17 protein-coding genes and 1 pseudogene are annotated in these 17,919 nt (G+C 68.0%); 7 read left to right on the plus strand and 11 right to left on the minus strand.

Annotated features, from left to right (window positions below):
* Positions 1 to 150 precede the first annotated feature (150 nt).
* From AB0F44_RS21340 to AB0F44_RS21350, 3 genes are read right to left on the minus strand one after another with little or no spacing between them, the layout of a single operon-like run.
* Complete coding sequence (locus AB0F44_RS21340; protein ID WP_357358699.1) at positions 151 to 1,110, minus strand: folate-binding protein; 960 nt, start codon at positions 1,108 to 1,110, stop codon at positions 151 to 153.
* Positions 1,107 to 1,538: a Fur family transcriptional regulator gene (locus tag AB0F44_RS21345; protein WP_357358700.1), complete on the minus strand. Its 432-nt coding sequence runs from the start codon at positions 1,536 to 1,538 to the stop codon at positions 1,107 to 1,109. Before AB0F44_RS21345 ends, AB0F44_RS21340 begins: the two co-directional genes overlap by 4 nt.
* 5 nt (positions 1,539 to 1,543) lie before the next feature.
* Positions 1,544 to 2,047, minus strand: a complete 504-nt coding sequence (locus AB0F44_RS21350) for an FABP family protein (protein WP_091045857.1) — start codon at positions 2,045 to 2,047, stop codon at positions 1,544 to 1,546.
* A gap of 60 nt (positions 2,048 to 2,107) precedes the next feature.
* Here AB0F44_RS21350 and AB0F44_RS21355 point away from each other — a divergent pair, with 60 nt between their 5' ends.
* Complete coding sequence (locus AB0F44_RS21355) at positions 2,108 to 2,467, plus strand: DsrE family protein (protein WP_357358701.1); 360 nt, start codon at positions 2,108 to 2,110, stop codon at positions 2,465 to 2,467.
* A 103-nt stretch (positions 2,468 to 2,570) separates the two neighbouring features.
* Complete coding sequence (locus AB0F44_RS21360; protein WP_357358702.1) at positions 2,571 to 5,180, plus strand: hypothetical protein; 2,610 nt, start codon at positions 2,571 to 2,573, stop codon at positions 5,178 to 5,180.
* 88 nt (positions 5,181 to 5,268) lie between these two features.
* Here AB0F44_RS21360 and AB0F44_RS21365 read toward each other — a convergent pair whose 3' ends face one another.
* Positions 5,269 to 6,315 (minus strand): alpha/beta hydrolase, encoded by a 1,047-nt coding sequence (locus AB0F44_RS21365; RefSeq protein ID WP_357358703.1) that lies wholly within the window; start codon positions 6,313 to 6,315, stop codon positions 5,269 to 5,271.
* 122 nt (positions 6,316 to 6,437) lie between these two features.
* Here AB0F44_RS21365 and AB0F44_RS21370 point away from each other — a divergent pair, with 122 nt between their 5' ends.
* The 3 genes from AB0F44_RS21370 (at position 6,438) to AB0F44_RS21380 (ending at position 10,338) form a co-directional block, all read left to right on the plus strand.
* Positions 6,438 to 8,633 (plus strand): RNA degradosome polyphosphate kinase, encoded by a 2,196-nt coding sequence (locus AB0F44_RS21370; RefSeq protein WP_357358704.1) that lies wholly within the window; start codon positions 6,438 to 6,440, stop codon positions 8,631 to 8,633.
* A gap of 81 nt (positions 8,634 to 8,714) precedes the next feature.
* Positions 8,715 to 9,332 (plus strand): DUF47 family protein, encoded by a 618-nt coding sequence (locus tag AB0F44_RS21375; protein ID WP_357358705.1) that lies wholly within the window; start codon positions 8,715 to 8,717, stop codon positions 9,330 to 9,332.
* A 4-nt stretch (positions 9,333 to 9,336) separates the two neighbouring features.
* Entirely contained in the window at positions 9,337 to 10,338 is a 1,002-nt protein-coding gene (locus AB0F44_RS21380) for an inorganic phosphate transporter (protein ID WP_357358706.1), read from the plus strand.
* A 97-nt stretch (positions 10,339 to 10,435) separates the two neighbouring features.
* Here AB0F44_RS21380 and pstB read toward each other — a convergent pair whose 3' ends face one another.
* The 5 genes from pstB to AB0F44_RS21405 form a co-directional block, all read right to left on the minus strand.
* The gene (pstB, locus tag AB0F44_RS21385) at positions 10,436 to 11,209 is read right to left on the minus strand and encodes a phosphate ABC transporter ATP-binding protein PstB (RefSeq protein ID WP_357358707.1); all 774 of its coding nucleotides are present in this window, start codon (positions 11,207 to 11,209) and stop codon (positions 10,436 to 10,438) included.
* A 9-nt stretch (positions 11,210 to 11,218) separates the two neighbouring features.
* Positions 11,219 to 12,274 carry a phosphate ABC transporter permease PstA gene (gene pstA / locus AB0F44_RS21390; RefSeq protein WP_357358708.1) on the minus strand — a complete coding sequence of 352 codons (1,056 nt, stop codon included), beginning with the start codon at positions 12,272 to 12,274 and terminating at the stop codon, positions 11,219 to 11,221.
* Positions 12,271 to 13,230, minus strand: coding sequence for a phosphate ABC transporter permease subunit PstC (gene pstC / locus AB0F44_RS21395; RefSeq protein WP_357358709.1), 960 nt, complete (start codon positions 13,228 to 13,230; stop codon positions 12,271 to 12,273). Before pstC ends, pstA begins: the two co-directional genes overlap by 4 nt.
* A gap of 100 nt (positions 13,231 to 13,330) precedes the next feature.
* On the minus strand, positions 13,331 to 14,428 hold the full coding sequence (locus AB0F44_RS21400; RefSeq protein WP_357358710.1) for a phosphate ABC transporter substrate-binding protein PstS: 1,098 nt from the start codon (positions 14,426 to 14,428) through the stop codon (positions 13,331 to 13,333).
* Between the two features lie 177 nt (positions 14,429 to 14,605).
* Entirely contained in the window at positions 14,606 to 15,472 is an 867-nt protein-coding gene (locus tag AB0F44_RS21405; RefSeq protein WP_357358711.1) for an NUDIX hydrolase, read from the minus strand.
* Positions 15,473 to 15,522: 50 nt separating this feature from the next.
* On the opposite strand from AB0F44_RS21405, the gene AB0F44_RS21410 reads away from it, so the two are divergent.
* The gene (locus AB0F44_RS21410; protein ID WP_357358712.1) at positions 15,523 to 16,656 is read left to right on the plus strand and encodes a hypothetical protein; all 1,134 of its coding nucleotides are present in this window, start codon (positions 15,523 to 15,525) and stop codon (positions 16,654 to 16,656) included.
* Positions 16,657 to 16,661: 5 nt separating this feature from the next.
* On the opposite strand, the gene AB0F44_RS21415 is transcribed toward AB0F44_RS21410, so the two are convergent.
* Positions 16,662 to 16,808 (minus strand): hypothetical protein, encoded by a 147-nt coding sequence (locus AB0F44_RS21415; protein ID WP_165111317.1) that lies wholly within the window; start codon positions 16,806 to 16,808, stop codon positions 16,662 to 16,664.
* A gap of 230 nt (positions 16,809 to 17,038) precedes the next feature.
* Positions 17,039 to 17,242 (minus strand): cold-shock protein, encoded by a 204-nt coding sequence (locus AB0F44_RS21420; protein WP_045548871.1) that lies wholly within the window; start codon positions 17,240 to 17,242, stop codon positions 17,039 to 17,041.
* A 573-nt stretch (positions 17,243 to 17,815) separates the two neighbouring features.
* On the opposite strand from AB0F44_RS21420, the pseudogene AB0F44_RS21425 reads away from it, so the two are divergent.
* Positions 17,816 to 17,896, plus strand: a pseudogene (locus tag AB0F44_RS21425) (hypothetical protein); the annotation flags it as partial.
* Positions 17,897 to 17,919 lie beyond the last annotated feature (23 nt).

A 17,919-nucleotide genomic window follows, 5' to 3' on the forward strand; every position in this document is an offset into this window, starting at 1 on the left:
GTGGCGGCGAGCGCGTGTGGGAACAACGACCAGGTGCTCGACCCTGCCGCAGGGAGCGGCACCGTCCGCTCCACGGGCACCGTGACGGTCGTCGCCCACAACTACCTTCTCGGCCGCACGACAGCTACAGGCCCAACGGGTTGGAACCGCTCAGCGGAGCGGGCGGATGTGGAGGCCGATCTCGGGGTCGACGAGGACCTCCTGAGCGACCGGCATCCCGTCCACGACGAGCTGTGCGTCCACAGGTACGTTGCGCTTGACCAGACCCAACGCGATCGGGCCGAGCTCGTGGTGACGGGCCGACGAGCCGACGAAGCCGACGGTCTTCTCACCGAAGACCAGCTCCGACCCAGCAGCGGGCAGCCGGTTCTCGGAGCCGTCGAGGTGGAGCAGCACCAGGCGACGCGGCGGACGGCCGAGGGTGTGGACGCGGGCGACCGTCTCCTGGCCGCGGTAGCAGCCCTTGTCGAGATGGACCGCGTACTCCGGGCCGACGGTCTCTTCCGAACCAGGCACCCAGCCGACCTCGTTGGGGATCGTGCGCGCGTCGGTGTCCACGCCGAAACGCGGCTCGCCACGCTCGATCCGGAGAGCCTCGAAGGCCCAGAACCCGCAGGCGGGGCCCGCGGCAGCGGCGTACGTCTCCAAGGACTCGCGCGGGACGAACGAGTAGCCCTGCGAGGGACGCCAGACGGAAACCTGCGACGCGTCCAACGTGACCGTCACGTCGGACCAGAACTTCATCCGCTCCAGGTACGCCACCAGAGCCTCACCGGCCCCGGGCTCGGTCCAGGCCAAGAAGGAGGAGCCATCGTCGATGCCGGAGAAGAAGTGCTCGACGTGTCCCTGCGGCGACAGGATCAGGGACGAGGTCCAGACCCCGGGGGTCAGTCCCTCGAAGGCCTGCGAGGTCAGCGAGTGCAGCCAGGTCAGCCGGTCGGGGCCGGCAATCCGTAGGACATCACGGTGGGAGAGGTCGACGAATCCCTCGCCGGAGGCCAACGTCCGCTGCTCCAGGTTGAACGATCCGTAGTGCGCGGCGACGGGTGCGTCAGCACCATCGCCGGCGACGGCACCGGGCAGGGACAGAAGCGGGCTGGCAGTCATCATGGCTCCTCGGAAGAACAGTCGACGCACGCCCCGAAGACGGTCAGATGAGCGACATCTACCTCGAAGGCGTACTCCTCACGCAGCCGCTCGCAGATACCGTCGGCCACTGAGGGGTCAACACTGGTGACCTTCTGACACTTCCTGCAAACCGCATGAAAATGCGGACGGCCGGAGACCGAGTGGTAGGTCGAGGCGCGCTCGCCCAGATGGGCGTGCCGCACCAGTCCCAGCTCCTCGAGCACCTCGAGGTTGCGGTAGACGGTGGAGAGGTTGATCGCCGAGGACGACTCGCGTACGACCGCGAGCACCTCCTCGGGGGTGGCGTGCCGCAGTCGCTCGATGGCGCCGAGGACCAGCTCGCGCTGGGGCGTGAGTCGATAGCCCTTCGCCCGAAGGGCCTCGCGCCAGTCCTCAGCCGCCTCGGTCATCGCGACTACTTGTTGACCCTCTTGAGCCGCGCCCACAGGTGCGGCTGCAGTGCCTGACCCATCGCGGCCATGTCGAAGGCGTAGAGAAGATCGCCCTCGACGTTGCCGTAGAGACGCTTGCCGGCGGTGTATTCCTTCGCGGTCTCCGTGCGGGCGACCGCGTCGGTGGTGAGGTCGAGCTTGCCGCCCTCGGCCTTGCCGTACCAGACCTCGACGATGCCGGTGTTGTGCGTCATCACCCACTCGACCTCGCCCTCGGGGCGGAAGCGGACGAAGCCGGTCTCCAGCGCCGCGTCGCGCACCTTCTCCCCGGTCTCCGGGTCGATGATCCACGAGCGCGCGAAGTAGTGGAAGAACGGCCGCCCGTCGTGGGTGAAGATCAGCTCCTGCCCGAACTCGAACTTGTCGATCGTCGGATAGTCACCGTGTCCGTTGCCCTGCCAGGTGCCGAGCATCCACGCACAGGGACCGGCATCGGGGTGAAGGTTCTCCGGAAGTTCGAAAGCCACACGCCGAGTTTAGGCCGTACGTCGGCTACGACCCGAAACGCAAGCGCTAGTGTGCTCGGCATGCAAGAACTCGTGGTGAAGGTGACCGTGGGTGCCGAGGCGCCCGAGCGTACGAACCAGGCCTTCACGGTCGCCTCTGCGGCCGCGACCGCCGGTGCGAAGGTGTCCTTGTGGCTCACCGGTGAGGCGACGTGGTTCGCGGTGCCCGGGCGCGCGGAGGAGTTCAAGCTGGAGAACGCGGCGCCGCTGCAGGAGCTGATCGGGCTGGTCATCGAGGCCGGTCAGGTGACCGTATGCAGCCAGTGCGCCTCGCGCCGCGACCTCTCCGAGGACGACCTCATCGACGGCGTCACCATCAAGGGCGCGGTCGTGTTCGCCGAGGAGATCCTGCGCGACGGCGTGCAGGCACTCGTCTACTGACACCCCATTACCAGAACTACACGAATGTAGTTCCAGGTAGCAGGCGTGTTAATCCTCTCGGAGACTCCACACACCGCCTACTTCGCCGTTAGCATTCACCCTCGTGAGCACGCAGACCCCCAGTGGCAAGTGGTGGAGCCGTGATTCGGCCGCCCAGCCGGGTGACGACGAGGACCTGACGGCGCGTGCTGCGGAGTTGGCCCGCGCCGCTGCCGCAGCCGAGTCACTTCGCATCGCAGCCGAGCAGGCGGCCGCCGAGCAGGCGGCCGAGCGGCTGGTTGCGGAGGAAGCTGCCGCCGAGCACGCCACCGCCCGTGGGAAGGCCGACGAGACCGCCAAGCTCCACGCCCAGCTGGCCGCCGACGCCCACCAGGCGCGTGAGGTCGCGGAGAAGGCAGCCGAGAAGTATGCCCTCGCCAGGGTCGAGGCCGAGAAGCTCGCCGACACCCGGGCCAAGGAGCGCGCCGAGGCCGAGGAGGCCGCGGTCGCGAGGGGCAAGGAGCTGGAGGCGGCCGAGCGCCGCCTGCTCGAGGCGGCCCGCGTAGCCGAGGAGCAGGCCAGCGCACGCACCGAGGCCGAGGAGTCCGCCCGCGCCAGGGCCGAGGAGGCCGCCGCCGCGGCCGCTTCCGCCGCTGAGGCCCACACGAAGGCAGCCGAGCACGCCGAGCTGGCCCAGGCCGCCTACGCCGCGCGCAGCGTCGCGGAGGCAGCCGCCGAGGACCGTCTCGAAGAGATGGACGAGCTTCGCGACGCGCTGGCCGCAGCGGAGAAGGCCGCCCGCAAGGCCGCCGACGAGGCCCGCGCCGCCTACGACGCACGCAGCGAGGCGGAGGCCGCCGCCGAGGCCGCCTACACCGCTCGCACCGCGGCCGACACCCGTTCCGAGGAGCTCGCGCGGATGCGCGAGGAGGCCGACGCGGCCGCAGCCGGCCGGGCCGACGAGGCGCTGGCCGCGTTCACCGCGCGCCAGGCCGCCGAGCAGGCCGCCAACGACCGGGCGACCGAGGCCGAGAAGGCCGCCGCCGCCCGCATCACGGCCGAGGAGTCCGCGGTCGCGATGGCGACGCAGGCCGAGCAGGCCGAGCAGGCGCGCAAGGAGGCCGAGGCTGCGGCCGAGGCTGCCTATGCCGCCGCCGAGGCCGCCGCAACCGCCCGCGCCGAGGCCGAGGAAGCCGCGAAGGAGGCCTTCGAGGAGCGCAAGGCCGCCGACGCCAACGCCGAGGACCACGCGATGACCCGGGCCGCGGCCGAGGCCACGGCTGCCGACCAGTACGCCGTGGCAGCCGAGGCGCTCGCTGCCCGCACCGAGGCGGAGGAGGCCGCTCTGCGCGCCTTCAAGGCCGCCGACGCCGCCAACGACGCCCGTCTCGAGGCCGAGAAGAGCGCGAAGCAGTACGCCGAGTTCGCCGCTGCCGCCGCGCACGAGGCCAACGAGAACGAGGAGCGCTATCGGCAGCTCACCGAGCTCGCCTCCCAGGCCGAGCAGGCGGCCGAGTCCGCCAACCTCGCCCGGATGGCGGCCGACCAGCGCGCCTCCGAGCACGCCGATCTCGCGGTCCAGGCCCTGGAAGGCCGGCGCGCCGCCGAGCGCGCTGCGACCGAGGCCAACGAGGGTCGTCGCGCGGCGGAGTCCGCGCTGCGTACCGCCCACGAGTCGATGACCGAGGTCATCACCGCGCAGGCGCGCGAGCGTGAAGAGGCCGAGCGCCGGATGACGGAGATGATGAACCGTCTCGCCGACGTCCAGCAGCAGGCCGCCGACGCCGTACGCCTTCGGGCCGAGGCCGAGGAGGTCGCCGGCCAGAAGGCGATCGACCGTCAGGCCGTCGAGGCCTCGATCCTGCACAACACCCAACTGGTCGAGCAGGCCATCGTGGACCGGCAGATCGCCGAACGCCGCAGTGCCCAGCTCGCCAAGCAGCTCGCCGACCTGCGCGAGGCAGTCATGCTCGCGGTCAAGGGCGGCAGCACCAACAAGCGTGCGATGCAGGCCCTCGAGCTGACCCTCGCCGCGACCCCGTCGCCGCCCGAGGCGCAGTTCCCCATCCCGGACGCTCCTGACGAGCCGCTCGTGGTCGAGCCCCTCGCACCCGTCGAGGCCCCGAAGGCCACCGCACCGGCACCGGTCGACTCACCGGCTGCGCCGCCGGCAGGTCCTCCGACCGCGCCCGTGACGCTGCCCGAGCGGCAGACCGGCAAGAAGCAGGCCAACAAGAAGCACGCCGAGGACTCGCCCGCGGAGCCGGCGGACCTGCCCGACACGCCGAGCGACTCCCTCCCCCAGCGCTCGAGCGGCTGGCTGGCAGCGGTCAAGCTCGCCGAGTCCGGCAAGTTCCCCGGCGCCAAGATCCCCGGCGCCGGCACTGCCGCCCCCGAGGCGGCCACGGCTGCCGACGAGTCGGGCGAGCCGGTCGGCACCAAGAGGCTCACCGTCCGCACCTTCCGGCCCGAGGACGGCTCTCTCATGACCGAGAGCACCGTCACGGTCACCGAGGAGGGCGTGCTCGACGTACGCAAGGACGAGCAGACCCACACCTACGACCTCTACGACACCCACACCGACATCACCATCAAGGGTGAGCCGGCCACCGACGAGTGGGTCGTCGAGTTCAACACCGACGAGGCGGGCGCGGTTCGGGTCGACAAGTCGATGGTCGACCCCGAGGCGTTCCAGCGCGAGGTACTCCGCTGGCGCCCCGACATGGCCGGCTGAGCGGCCTGCTGGAATACCCGGTTAACCGGGTATTCCAGCACTTCTCAGGCGTTGCAACACCTGAGAAGTGCAGGAAACACCTGAGAAGTCAGAGGTTGTCGCGCAGAACCTGCGCGATCTCGAGCACAGCGGCGCGTGACGTACGCCCGGCGCCGACCACGTTCAGGAACCCATGGATCTGGTCGTCGAAGCGCCGGTGCACCACCTTGACCCCGGCCTCGTCGAGCTTGGCGGCGTACGCCTCGCCCTCATCGCGCAACGGGTCGAAACCCGCGGTCGCGACGTACGCCGGGGCGACCCCGGTCGCCGGGATCTCCGCGTACAGCGGAGCGTGGCGCGGGTCGCGGCGGTCGATGTCCTCGGGCAGGTAGTTGTTGGTGGCCGCGCCGATGAAGTCGGCGGTCAGGTAGAAGCCCTCGCTGAGATCCTCGCGGCTGCGGGTGTTCGCCTCCGACTGCGTCACCGGGTAGATGAGCAGCTGGAACGCGCAGTCCTCACCGACCGCGAGCGCGACCCCGGCGGCCAGGTTGCCGCCGGCGGAGTCGCCGCCGACCCCGACCCGCGCCGGGTCCGCACCGAGCTCGGCCGCATGCTCGACCGCCCACCGGAACGCCGCGACCGAGTCGTCGTACGCCGCCGGGAACGGTGACTCCGGCGCCAGCCGGTAGTCCACCGAGAGCACCTTGACGCCGGACTCGCTGGCCAGCAGCCGGCAGGGAGCGTCGTGGGAGTCGAGGTCGCCGAAGATGAAGCCACCGCCGTGCAGGAAGACCAGCAGCGGCGCGTTGCCCGAGGCGCCCTCCGGGACGTACAGCCGCGCCTTGAGCCCCGCGGCCCAGAGCTCGCGCACCGACCCGATCTCCTGACGGCCGCCCCCGAGCTGCGACTGCCGCAGCAGGGCCACCCGCCCCTTCGGGATCGGCAGCGTCGACGGGTCCGGCTCCCCCGACACCTTCATCAGCGCCAGCATGATCTGCGTGTCCACCGCGAGCGTCTGCCCGTCGTACGTCACCGGCTTCCCGACGAGCCGCCGCTGCACCGGAGCCGGAAGGTTCAGCGCCGCAGTGAAGGCGGGCCGCTTCACGGGCACCAGCAACGGATCGATCAGGGACGAGACGCGCGCGAGAATCGACATGCGCTCAAACTACCTGTTACCAGGGACATCGTGTAACAGGTAGTTCACCTGGCGACCGGGTCAAAGGTCAGAGTTCGGATCGCGTCTCCCCCAAAGACACGCAGGTGAGTCACACTGGCCTCATGAGTCTCGACCCGCAGGCCCCCACCCGCTCGGCCGAGGACACCGTGAGCCTGACCGCGGTTCCCGACCAGCCCTTCGACGTCGAACCCGAATACATCCCGGATCACGAGGCGCTGGCCGAGGTCGAGAAGTACGAGGACCGGTTCCTCGACCGGGAGCTGTCCTGGCTGCGGTTCAACGAGCGGGTGCTGGAGATGGCGGAGGACGAGACGCTGCCGCTGTTGGAGCGCGTACGTTTCCTGGCGATCTTCACCTCCAACCTGGACGAGTTCTTCATGGTCCGGGTGGCGGGCCTGAAGCGGCGGATCGCGGCGGGGGTGGCTGTCAAGGCCGCTTCCGGCCTGATGCCGCGTGAGGTGCTCGAGGTGATCTGGCGTACGACCCGGGAGCTCTCCGAGCGGCATGCAGCGGTGTTCCGCGGCAAGATCAAGCCGGCGCTGCTCGAGCAGGGCATCCAGCTGCTGCACTGGGAGGACCTCACCCCGGAGGAGGTCAAGGCCTGCAAGAAGCTGTTCAAGGAGCGGGTATACCCGGTGCTGACGCCGCTCGCGGTCGACCCGGCCCACCCGTTCCCCTACATCTCCGGCCTCTCGCTCAACCTCGCCGTTCGGCTGAGGGATCCGAAGACCAAGAAGAAGCACTTCGCCCGGGTGAAGGTCCCGCCGATCTTCAGCCGCTTCGTACCGCTGGGCAACGACCGCTTCGTGCCCCTCGAGGAGGTCATGCGCGAGAGGCTGCACAAGCTCTTCCCGGGCATGGAGATCCTCGAGGTGCACACCTTCCGGGTCACCCGCAACGAGGACCTGGAGGTCGAGGAGGACGACACCGAGAACCTCCTCACCGCACTGGAGAAGGAACTGCTCAGGCGGCGCTTCGGCCCTCCCGTACGCCTCGAGGTGCAGGAGTCGATGACCGACTCGACGCTCGACCTGCTGGTCTCCGAGCTCGGCATCTCCGACAAGGAGGTCTTCCGGCTGCCCGGTCCGCTCGATCTGCGCGGGCTGCACGGCATCGCCGACATCGACCGCGAGCAGCTGAAGTATCCGGCCTTCGTGCCGAGCACCCACCCGGCGCTCGCGCCGGTCGAGAGCGCCGCGCCGGTCGACGTCTTCAAGGCGGCCCGCCGTGGTGACGTACTCCTCCAGCATCCCTACGACTCGTTCGCGACCAGCGTGCAGCGTTTCATCGAGCAGGCCGCGGCCGACCCGCGGGTGCTGGCGATCAAGCAGACCCTCTACCGCACCTCCGGCGACTCCCCCATCATCGACGCCCTGATCGACGCCGCCGAGGCGGGCAAGCAGGTGCTGGTGCTGGTCGAGATCAAGGCGCGCTTCGACGAGGTGGCCAACATCCGCTGGGCACGCAAGCTCGAGCAGGCCGGCTGCCACGTGGTCTACGGCCTGGTCGGCCTGAAGACCCACTGCAAGCTGGCGATGGTGGTTCGCGAGGAGCCCGACGGCACCATCCGTCGCTACACCCACATCGGCACCGGCAACTACAACCCGAAGACCTCCAGGATCTACGAGGACATGGGGCTGATCACCACCGACGAGGGGATCGGCGAGGACGTCGCCCACCTGTTCAACAACCTCTCCGGCTGGAGCCGGGAGGCGACGTACGAGCAGCTTCTGGTCGCGCCCGGCAACGTACGCAACGGCCTGATCGAGCAGATTCACGCCGAGATCGCCCACCATCTGGCAGGGCGGCCGGCGAGGATCCGGCTCAAGGCCAACTCGGTGGTCGACGAGGCCATCATCGACGCGCTCTACCTGGCCTCCCAGGCAGGCGTGCCCGTGCAGCTGCTGGTGCGCGGGATCTGCGCGCTCCGTCCGGGCGTGGAGGGGCTGAGCGAGACCATCGAGGTGCGCTCGATCCTGGGCCGGTTCCTGGAGCACTCGCGGATCTTCTGGTTCGAGAACGGCACTCCCGACGACGGGGACGGACCGAGCGCCTGGATCGGCTCGGCCGACATGATGCACCGCAACCTCGACCGCCGGGTCGAGGCCCTCGTACGTCTCCCCACCCCGGAGCTCGTGGCCGAGGTCGGCACACTGTTCGACCTGGCATTCGAACCGACAACGGATGCCTGGCTCCTCGGGCCTGACGGCACCTGGACCCGCAATCACGCTCCCAACCACCTCCAAGCGATGTTGATCACTCGACAGCGCCAGCGCAGGCGCGCCGCGGCGGGCTAGACACGCCCTGGCTTTCGTCGTGTCAAGCGGACTCGCCTAACATGAGCCCGCAGGTCTGCCTCATCCAGCCAGGAGCCCCCCGTGCGTTTCCGAATCCGCCCGGTCGACACGTCGTTCTACGACATGTTCACCGAGTCCGCCAACCACCTCGTCGGCGGTGTCTCGCTGCTCGCCGAGATGCTCAGCGACACAGCCGATCGCGAGGACGTCGCGCGACGGATGCGTGACGCGGAGCACGCCGCTGACGAGACCACCCACGAGATCGTCAAGAAGGTCAACTCGACCTTCGTCACGCCCTTCGACCGCGAGGACATCTACGCCCTCGGCTCCGGTCTCGACGACGTGATGGACTCGATGGACGAGGTGGTCGACCAGATCTTCGTCTACGGCGTCAACATCTTGCCCCCTGAGCTCTCCGACCAGGTCACCGTGCTCCAGCGCTGCGCCGAGCTGACCGCGGCGGCGATGCCCAAGCTGCGCTCGATGAAGGAGCTCTCCGAGTACTGGATCGAGATCAACCGTCTCGAGAACCAGGGCGACAAGAACCATCGTCGCATCCTTGCCAAGCTCTTCTCCGGTGAGTACGACGCGATGGAGGTCCTCAAGCTGAAGGACATCGTCGAGTCCCTCGAGGACGCGATCGACGGATTCGAGAAGGTCGCGAACACCGTCGAGCAGATCGCCGTCAAGGAATCCTGACACCGTGGAACTTGCCATCGTCATCGCGGTGGTCGTCGTCGCCCTGGTCTTCGACTACACCAACGGCTTCCACGACGCCGCCAACGCCATCGCGACCTCCGTGTCCACGCGCGCGCTCACGCCGCGCATCGCCCTCCTGCTCGCGGCGGTGATGAACTTCGTCGGCGCGTTCCTGGGCCAGAAGGTCGCCCACACCGTCTCCGACACGATCACGCCACCATCAGGGGCACATGGTCTGACCGTGGTGATGGCCGGCCTGCTCGGCGCGATCGCCTGGAACATGATCACCTGGTACTTCGGTCTTCCCTCGTCCTCGTCGCACGCGCTCATCGGTGGTCTGGCCGGTTCGGCGATCGCCGCCGGCGCGTTCGTCAACTGGATGACAGTGCTGGAGAAGGTCGTCATCCCGATGTTCGTGTCGCCGTTCGTGGCCTTCAGCCTCGGCTTCGGCGTGATGCTCGCGATCATGTGGATCTTCCGGCGCGCCAACCCGCACAAGACGCAGAAGGGTTTCCGGATCGCCCAGACGATCTCGGCCGCCGCGATGGCCCTCGGTCACGGTCTGCAGGACGCCCAGAAGACGATGGGCGTCATCTTCCTCGCCCTGGTCACCGGTGGATTCCTCACGGCCGACGACGACCTCCCGTTCTGGGTGATCGCCGCGGCTGCGACCGCCATCTCCCTCGGCACCATGTCCGGCGGCTGGCGCATCATGCGCACGCTCGGCCGTCGGATCATCCACCTGGACCCGTCCCGCGGCTTCGCCGCCGAGTCGGTCGCCGCCTCGGTGCTCTACTCCACGGCGTACATCTGGGAGGCCCCCATCTCGACCACCCACACGATCACCTCGGCGATCATGGGTGTCGGCGCGACCAAGCGGTTCTCCGCGGTCCGCTGGGGTATCGCGAAGTCCATCGTCCTGGCGTGGATCTTCACCTTCCCCGCTGCCGGTGGTGTCGCGGCGCTGACCTACCTGCTCTGCCACTTCGTCTTCCAGCTGCCGTAAAAGCAGTTCGGGCCGAGTCGGCGCATCCGACCCCTCTCACTCGCTTCGCTTCGCGAGGCACGGGGTCAGATGCGCCGACTCGGCCTTGGCTGAACGCTTAGCCGAAGCGGCCGGAGATGTACGCCTCGGTGTCCGGGTTGTCCGGCTTGGTGAACATCTGCTTGGTGGGGTTGAACTCCACCAGACGGCCCGGCTGGCCGGCGGCCTTCAGGTTGAAGAACCCGGTGTCGTCGGAGACGCGGGCGGCCTGCTGCATGTTGTGGGTGACGATCACGATCGTGTAGTCGGACTTCAGCTCGTGGATGAGGTCCTCGATCGCGGCGGTCGAGATCGGGTCGAGAGCCGAGCACGGCTCGTCCATGAGCAGCACCTCCGGCTGGACCGCGATCGCGCGGGCGATGCAGAGCCGCTGCTGCTGACCACCGGAGAGGCCCATGCCGGGCTTGCCGAGACGGTCCTTGACCTCGGTCCACAGGTTGGCTCCGCGCAGCGCGTTCTCCACGATCGAGTCCGCCTCGGACTTCTTGATCCGCTTGGCGTTGAGCCTGTTGCCGGCGAGCACGTTGTCGTAGATCGACATCGTCGGGAACGGGTTGGGCCGCTGGAAGACCATGCCGACCTTGCGGCGTACGGCCACCGGGTCGACGTTCGGCCCGTAGATGTCCTGGCCGGCGATCTGGATCTTCCCCTCGACGTACGCGCCGGGGATGACCTCGTGCATCCGGTTGAGGGTGCGCAGGAAGGTCGACTTGCCGCAGCCGGAGGGCCCGATGAAGGCGGTCACCGACTTCGGCTTGATGGACATGGAGACGTCCTCGACGGCCTTGAAGTCGCCGTAGAAGATGCTGGCGTCCTTGACTTGAATGGACATGAGTTACTCCTAGCGCCCGGTCTTGGGGGCGAAGATCGTGCCGACGATACGGGCGATGAGGTTGAGGACCATGACGAGGATGAAGAGCACCAGTGCTCCACCCCAGGCGTACTCGACGCCCTTCGCCGTGGCCTCGGACAGCTGGGTGTAGATGAAGACCGGCACGGTCATCATCGGGCTGTCATCGAAGGCGTTGGTGTTCAGGTTCGGGTTGAAGCCCGAGGCGACCAGCAGCGGCGCGGTCTCGCCGATCACGCGCGAGATCGAGAGCACGACACCGGTGACGATGCCGCCGATCGCGGTCGGGAGCACCATCTTGGTGATGGTGCGCCACTTCGGCACCCCGAGAGCGTACGCAGCCTCGCGCAGGTCGTCGGGGACGAGCTTGAGCATCTCCTCGGTCGATCGGACGACTGTCGGGATCATCAGCAGCGAGAGCGCGACACCGCCGCCGAAGCCGAAGCGCGTGCCCGGCCCCATGAGCAGGGTGAAGAGCGCGAACGCGAACAGGCCCGCGACGATGGATGGGATGCCGGTCATGACGTCGACCAGGAAGGTGATCGTCTTGGCGAGGCGGTTGCCCTTGCCGTACTCGATCAGGTAGATCGCGGTCATGATGCCGATCGGGATCGAGATCACCGCGGCGATGCCGGTGACGATCAGGGTGCCCATCAGTGCGTGGTAGAGACCGCCCTGCTCGTCGCCGGTGACCGAACGCATCGAGTACGTGAGGAACTCCGGGCTGAGGGTCGCGGCGCCCTTGGAGACCACCGTGTAGACCAGCCAGATCAACGGGATGACCGCGATTGCGAAGGCCGTCCACACCAGCCCGGTGACGAGCTTGTCGGTGGCCGAGCGCCGGTTCTCCACCAGCAGCGCCCACAGCGGGTAGCCGATCAGGAACCCGAGCACGCCGATGACCGCTGCCCCGACGATGCTCACGCCGAGGACGAGCGCCAGGCCGCCGAGAGCGACGGCTGCGACGCCGACCAGCCACTGGGCGCCTCGCGGGAGCGTGGCGTGGGAGAGCTTCGTCTCCTCGTTGGAGAGGTCGGTATTGCTCACTTGGCCCTCCCTCGGGCGACGATCCAGCGGGCGAGTGCGTTGACCAGGAAGGTGAAGGCGAACAGCACGAGGCCGGTCGCGATCAGCACGGAGAGTCGGTCGGGCGTGCTCTCCTTGTAGCCCTGGGCGATGTGCGCCGCGATGGTCTGCGGGTTGTTGGTGCCGATGATGAACAGCGAGATGAGGACCTTCGGCGAGACGATCATCGCGATCGCCATGGTCTCACCGAGAGCCCGGCCGAGGCCGAGCATGACCGCGGAGACCATGCCGGAGCGGGCGTAGGGGAATACCGCGTAGCGGATCATCTCCCAGCGCGTCGCGCCGAGCGCCAGCGCCGCCTCCTCGTGCAGTCGCGGCGTCTGGGCGAAGACCTCGCGGCAGATCGAGGTGATGATCGGCAGGATCATCACGGCCAGCACGATCGATGCGGTGAACAGCGTACGACCGTTGCCGGAGGGCTGGCCGTCGAAGAACGGCAGCCAGGCCATGTTCTCGGAGAGCCAGGCATGGGCCGGCACCAGGTACGGACCGAGCACCACCGCACCCCACAGGCCGAAGACGACCGACGGGACCGCGGCGAGCAGGTCGATGACGTACGCCACCGGGGTGGCGATCCGGCGCGGGGCGTAGTGGCTGATGAAGAGCGCGATCGCCACGCTGAAGGGGACCGCGACGATCAGTGCCAGTACGGCGGCGTACATGGTGGCGTACAGCAGCGGCACGACCAGGCCCAGGAACGAGCCCTGGCCGGCGTAGTGCTGCTCGTCCACGTTGAAGCCCGGGATGCCCTCGATGCCCAGGAAGATGAAGACGGCTGCCAGCGCCACCAGAATGAGAGTGGCGGCAGTGACGGCGAGGCCTCGGAAGACGACATCACCCACCGAGCCACGGCCGGAGGAGAGCTCCGACTTCGGGTCAACGCCAGGGTCGGCGCCGGGGTCAGCGGCGACAGTCACAAGGCATTCCTCGACTTTCTTGATTGGGTTCTTAAGACAGCCGTACGGGCGGCGGCCGCAGCCACCGCCCGAACGGCGATCAGATCAGACGTACCGGCACTTACTTGATGCCGCCGACCAGGTCGAGAGCCTTGTCGGCAGTCTCACGGTCGAGCGGCGCGGAGCCGGCCTCCTCGGCGGCGACCTTCTGGCCCTCCTCGGAGAGGATGTACTCCAGGTAGCCCTTCACGTTGGCCGCGTCCTCGGCGTTCTCGTAGGTCGGGCAGGCGAGCAGGTAGGACACCAGCACGACCGGGTAGACGCCGGCCTCGGTGGTGGTCCGGGCGACCTCGACGGCCATGTCGTTGTCGCTGGTGCCGACCGGCTTCGAGGCGGCCAGGATCTTCGCAGCGGCCTCAGCGGTCGGCTCGACGAAGTCCTCGCCGACCTTGACCTTGACGGTGGCGAGGTCGTTCTCGCGCGCCGCCGACTCGTCCATGAAGCCGATGTAGCCGGCACCCTGCATGGCGGTCACGACACCGGAGGTGCCGTCGCCGCCCTCGCCGCCCTTGATGGAGGCGGGCCACTCACCGGAGGGCTCCTCGGCCCAGCCACCGGCGGCCGCGAGGTACTCGGTGAAGTTCTCCTGGGTGCCGGAGTCGTCAGAGCGGTGGACCGGGGTGATCGCGGTGTCCGGAAGCTTGGCGTCCGGGTTGGTCGCGGCGATCGCCGGGTCGTTCCACTTGGTGATCTTGCCCGCGAAGATGTCGGCGATCGTCTTGGCGTCGAGGCTGAGCTCGTCAACGCCCTCGATGTTGAAGACGACGGCGATCGGCGAGACGTAGCCCGGGACCTGGATCGGGTCCGCGCCGCACTGCTCCTTGGCCTTGGCCAGCTCGCCCTCGTCGTCGTTGAGAGCGGAGTCGGTGCCGGCGAAGAGGTAGCCGCCGGTGATGAAACCCTCACGACCCGAGCCGGAGCCCACGGGCTCGTAGACGACGCTGAGGTCGGGGTTCGCGTCCTGGATGCCGGCGACCCATGCCGCCTGGCCCTTCTCCTGTGAGGAGGCTCCGCCACCCTTGATGGTGCCCGAGAGGGTGCCTTCCCCTTCGCTACCGCTGTTCTGCTCGTTGGCGGCGCCGCAGGCGCTGATCGCAAGGGCAAGGGTCGCAGCAGTGATGCCCGGGACGAGTGCCCGGCGCAGCGAGGTGGTGTTCACGCAAGTCTCCTGATTGATGATGCAGTCGATTCGGAGTTGTCGCGATGACCGTAAGGAGCCGAGGTGGACGGGAAACTCGGTGAAGGTGAACGCAGGCTGAACGAGGAATTCAAAGTCGGTGGCAAATCAGTGTCAGTTCCGGGCACAGGAGATGAACAGGCAGGCCTCAAGCCTCTGTTAGACCTGAAATGCCTCAACAGCCCGCACTTCACCTGCGCGCACGTGCAGCACCATCAGCTCACCCTTGGCCAGCTTCGGGTCACGCATACCCAGCCCCTCGAAGACCCACGGCAGCACCGGTCGGTGCGTGCAGATCACCGTCGGAACGGCCAGGTCACGCAGGGTGTCCGCAGCCAGGGCCGACACGCTACCTTCCTCCGCGCCCTCCTCGCTCAGCAGTCTCATCTGCTCAGACGCGATGCCGGCGAGCCCGGCGTACGGTGCGATCGACTGCGTGCAGCGGACGCTCGGCGAGGTGATCACCCGGCGGATGTCGTAGGCCATCAGCAGGCCGGCCAGAGTGACCGCCTGGGCCCGTCCGGTGTCGTCGAGCGGCCGATCCTGGTCTGCGCCGGACCAAGCCGAACGGCCGACGGACGAGGCGTGACGGAGGACCACGAGGGGCGTGGTGGGGTGGCGTACGTCCTCAGCCTGCTGCAGCGTCGCCCGATCGTGCGGGTAGGTGAGCCGCGTGCGCGCCTTCTCCACCGACAGCCACTCGACGTCGTCGATCTCGTCGTTGATCAGGTAGCTGTCGACGTCGTCGTCGGCGCCGGCAGCGGTGCGGCCGACCCAGTAGTGGACCACCTTCTGCCCCGCCTCGACGGGATAGCGCTGCTGCTGGAGCGGGCGACCGAGCGCGACCCTCAGGCCGGTCTCCTCACGCACCTCCCGGATCGCCGTCACCGGCACCGTCTCACCGGGGTCGACCTTTCCCTTGGGGAAGGACCAGTCGTCGTACTTGGGTCTGTGGACCAGCGCCACCTCCGACAGGTCGTCGTGCTCGCGAAAAACCACTACGCCGGCGGCCGGGATCTCGGGCATGCGCACAGGGTATGTCGTGAAGGCGGCTGATTCGTCTAAGGTTCCTCGCAATGCTCCGCACCCCCCAGCTTCTCGACCGCCCCAGAACGTGGGCTGGCCGATCATCCCGAGTCGTACGCGCCCACCCCTTGTTGACCATCGCGGTGGGCGTCGTCGTCGTTGCGCTCGTCATCTTCCTGGCCCGGGCATGGGCGGCCCGAGGCGGAGATCTCGACGAGGCGCTGCGGCTGGCTCCCGCCGAGGCGACGCGGGTCTCCTTCACCGACTGGACGGGTATCCGCGAGAGCGTCGGTGCCGACCTCGATGCCGACTCCACCCCGGAGGAGGTCCACGAGATGATCGACGAGGCCTACACGAAGGACCTCACCTCGACCTCGGTGCTGCCCGACGCCTCCGGGCTGCTGCAGCAGCACTTCGGCTGGTCGCCCGCGACGCTCGACTGGGAGCTCTACACCCAGTCGACCCAGGGAGCGCTCATGGTCGGGCACCTCGAGGACATGGACGCCGATCACCTCGTCGAGCAGCTCACCTCGATGGGGTTCACCGCCCCCAAGGACGACCCCGCGGACGGCGGCGTCTGGGACGGCACCCTGGTCCCCTTCTCCAGCTTCACCGACTCCGGGATCGACTCGACGATCAGCCCGCAGCTCGCCTACATCGCCTTCCTGCCCGAGCATGACCTCATCCTGGCCTCGGACGGCCGGCGCTACCTGGGCGACCAGGTCGAGAGCCTCGGCGACGGCGACCTGCACGAGCCGATGACGGACGCCGCCGACCGGCTCGGCGACCCTCTCTCGGCGTTCGTCTACGACGGCGACTTCACCTGCACCGAGATCGGGCTGGGCGGCGCCTCGGCCGCCGACCAGGATCAGGCCGACGGCCTCGTCGACGCCGCCGGCGACATCAACCCGATCGAGGGCTTCGCCATGGCGGCGGAGTCGAACGGGGACGTACGTGTCGCGATGTCGTTCGAGAACGACGACCAGGCGCGTACGAACGCCGACACCCGGGCCAAGCTCGCCGTTGGCCCGGCGCCCGGCCAGGGCGGCACGTTCGACGAGCGGTTCAAGCTGGGGAAGGTCGCGGCCGAGGACGAGGTCGTCACCATGCAGCTGCAGCCGAAGGACGGTACGGCCGTGCTCTCCGACCTGGCGAACGGGCCGCTGCTCTTCGCGACCTGCTGACGTCCTTAGGGGATGATCCCGAGGATGCGGTCGATCTCCTCTTGGGAGAGGTGATCCTCGGACTCGCTGGCGGCGACGATGAGATTGGTCGTGAGCTCGACCTCGAGGAGCAGCTCGGGATCTTCAAGCGTCACATCGAACTGATCAGCCACGCCCGCCGCCTCCTCACGTCACGCTCAAAAAGCTCGTCTTCACATCATCGCCCAGTCTCGGGAGATCTGCGCGCTGATCCACCAAGAACCATCAAAAGTTGTCACATCAAGCGTGACACAGAAGCCTGAGAGGGCTCCAATCAGACCACGAGGCCCCAGCCGAACGGCTGGGGCCTCGTTGCAGATGATCAGTGTCGGCAGAAGCCGAACCCGAGATCGTCTTACTTGTTTCAGAGAGGGCGAACGTTCTCCGCCTGCGGGCCCTTCGGACCCTGGGTGACGTCGAACTCGACCTTCTGGTTCTCGTCCAGCGACTTGTAGCCGTTGGTCTGGATCGCAGAGTAGTGAACGAAGACGTCGTCGCCGCCGTCCTCCTGCGCAATGAAGCCGAAGCCCTTCTCGGCGTTGAACCACTTAACGGTGCCCTGAGCCATCTGCTCGTTACTCCTTAGTCGGGGCGAGAGGCCACCAGGTTCGGTAGCCCCGCATCAGGGGCGGGTGACACGTCGCTCCGACCTGTGTTCCCGAACCGGGGTCCGGGCGGGCACAGAGCAGAAACGCCGTTGGATCACAAACTCCGCAGGCGTCAGACCTTCTGGAACTTGCACCTGTTGCGGGAGTGACATTAGCAAGTCACGCGGCTGTGCGAACCCCCCTTGACCGATCGTTTTACGCGCGAAGCGGTGAAGGTTGCGCAACAGAGCCGTGAAACGACCGCTCAGCGGGACGTATGGCCACCGGTTCCGAGGCAGTTTCCGTGCAGCGAGACGCCGGCCAGCTCTGCTCGCCGACGAAATACTTGGCTAGCCACATTATTGCTGTTATGGTAATTACGTGGCTGGCCACATTATTCGCCAGAGCAACGCGACCCGAAGTGGAGTGTTCATGAAAGCGATGATTTTCGATGAGTTCGGCGGCCCGGATGTGCTGCACGAGGCGGACGTCGACGTCCCGCAGCCCGGCCCGGCCAGGTCCGAGTACGCGTCAAGGCCGCCGGGCTGAACGCACTGGACGGCAAGAAGCGCAGTGGGATACTCGAGGCCGTCTTCCCGACGACGCTTCCCGCGATCCCCGGCGGCGAGCTGGCGGGTGTGGTCGACGCGCTCGGTGA

The sequence above is a fragment of the Nocardioides sp. NPDC023903 genome (genome assembly GCF_040639295.1).
Taxonomy (GTDB): domain Bacteria; phylum Actinomycetota; class Actinomycetes; order Propionibacteriales; family Nocardioidaceae; genus Nocardioides.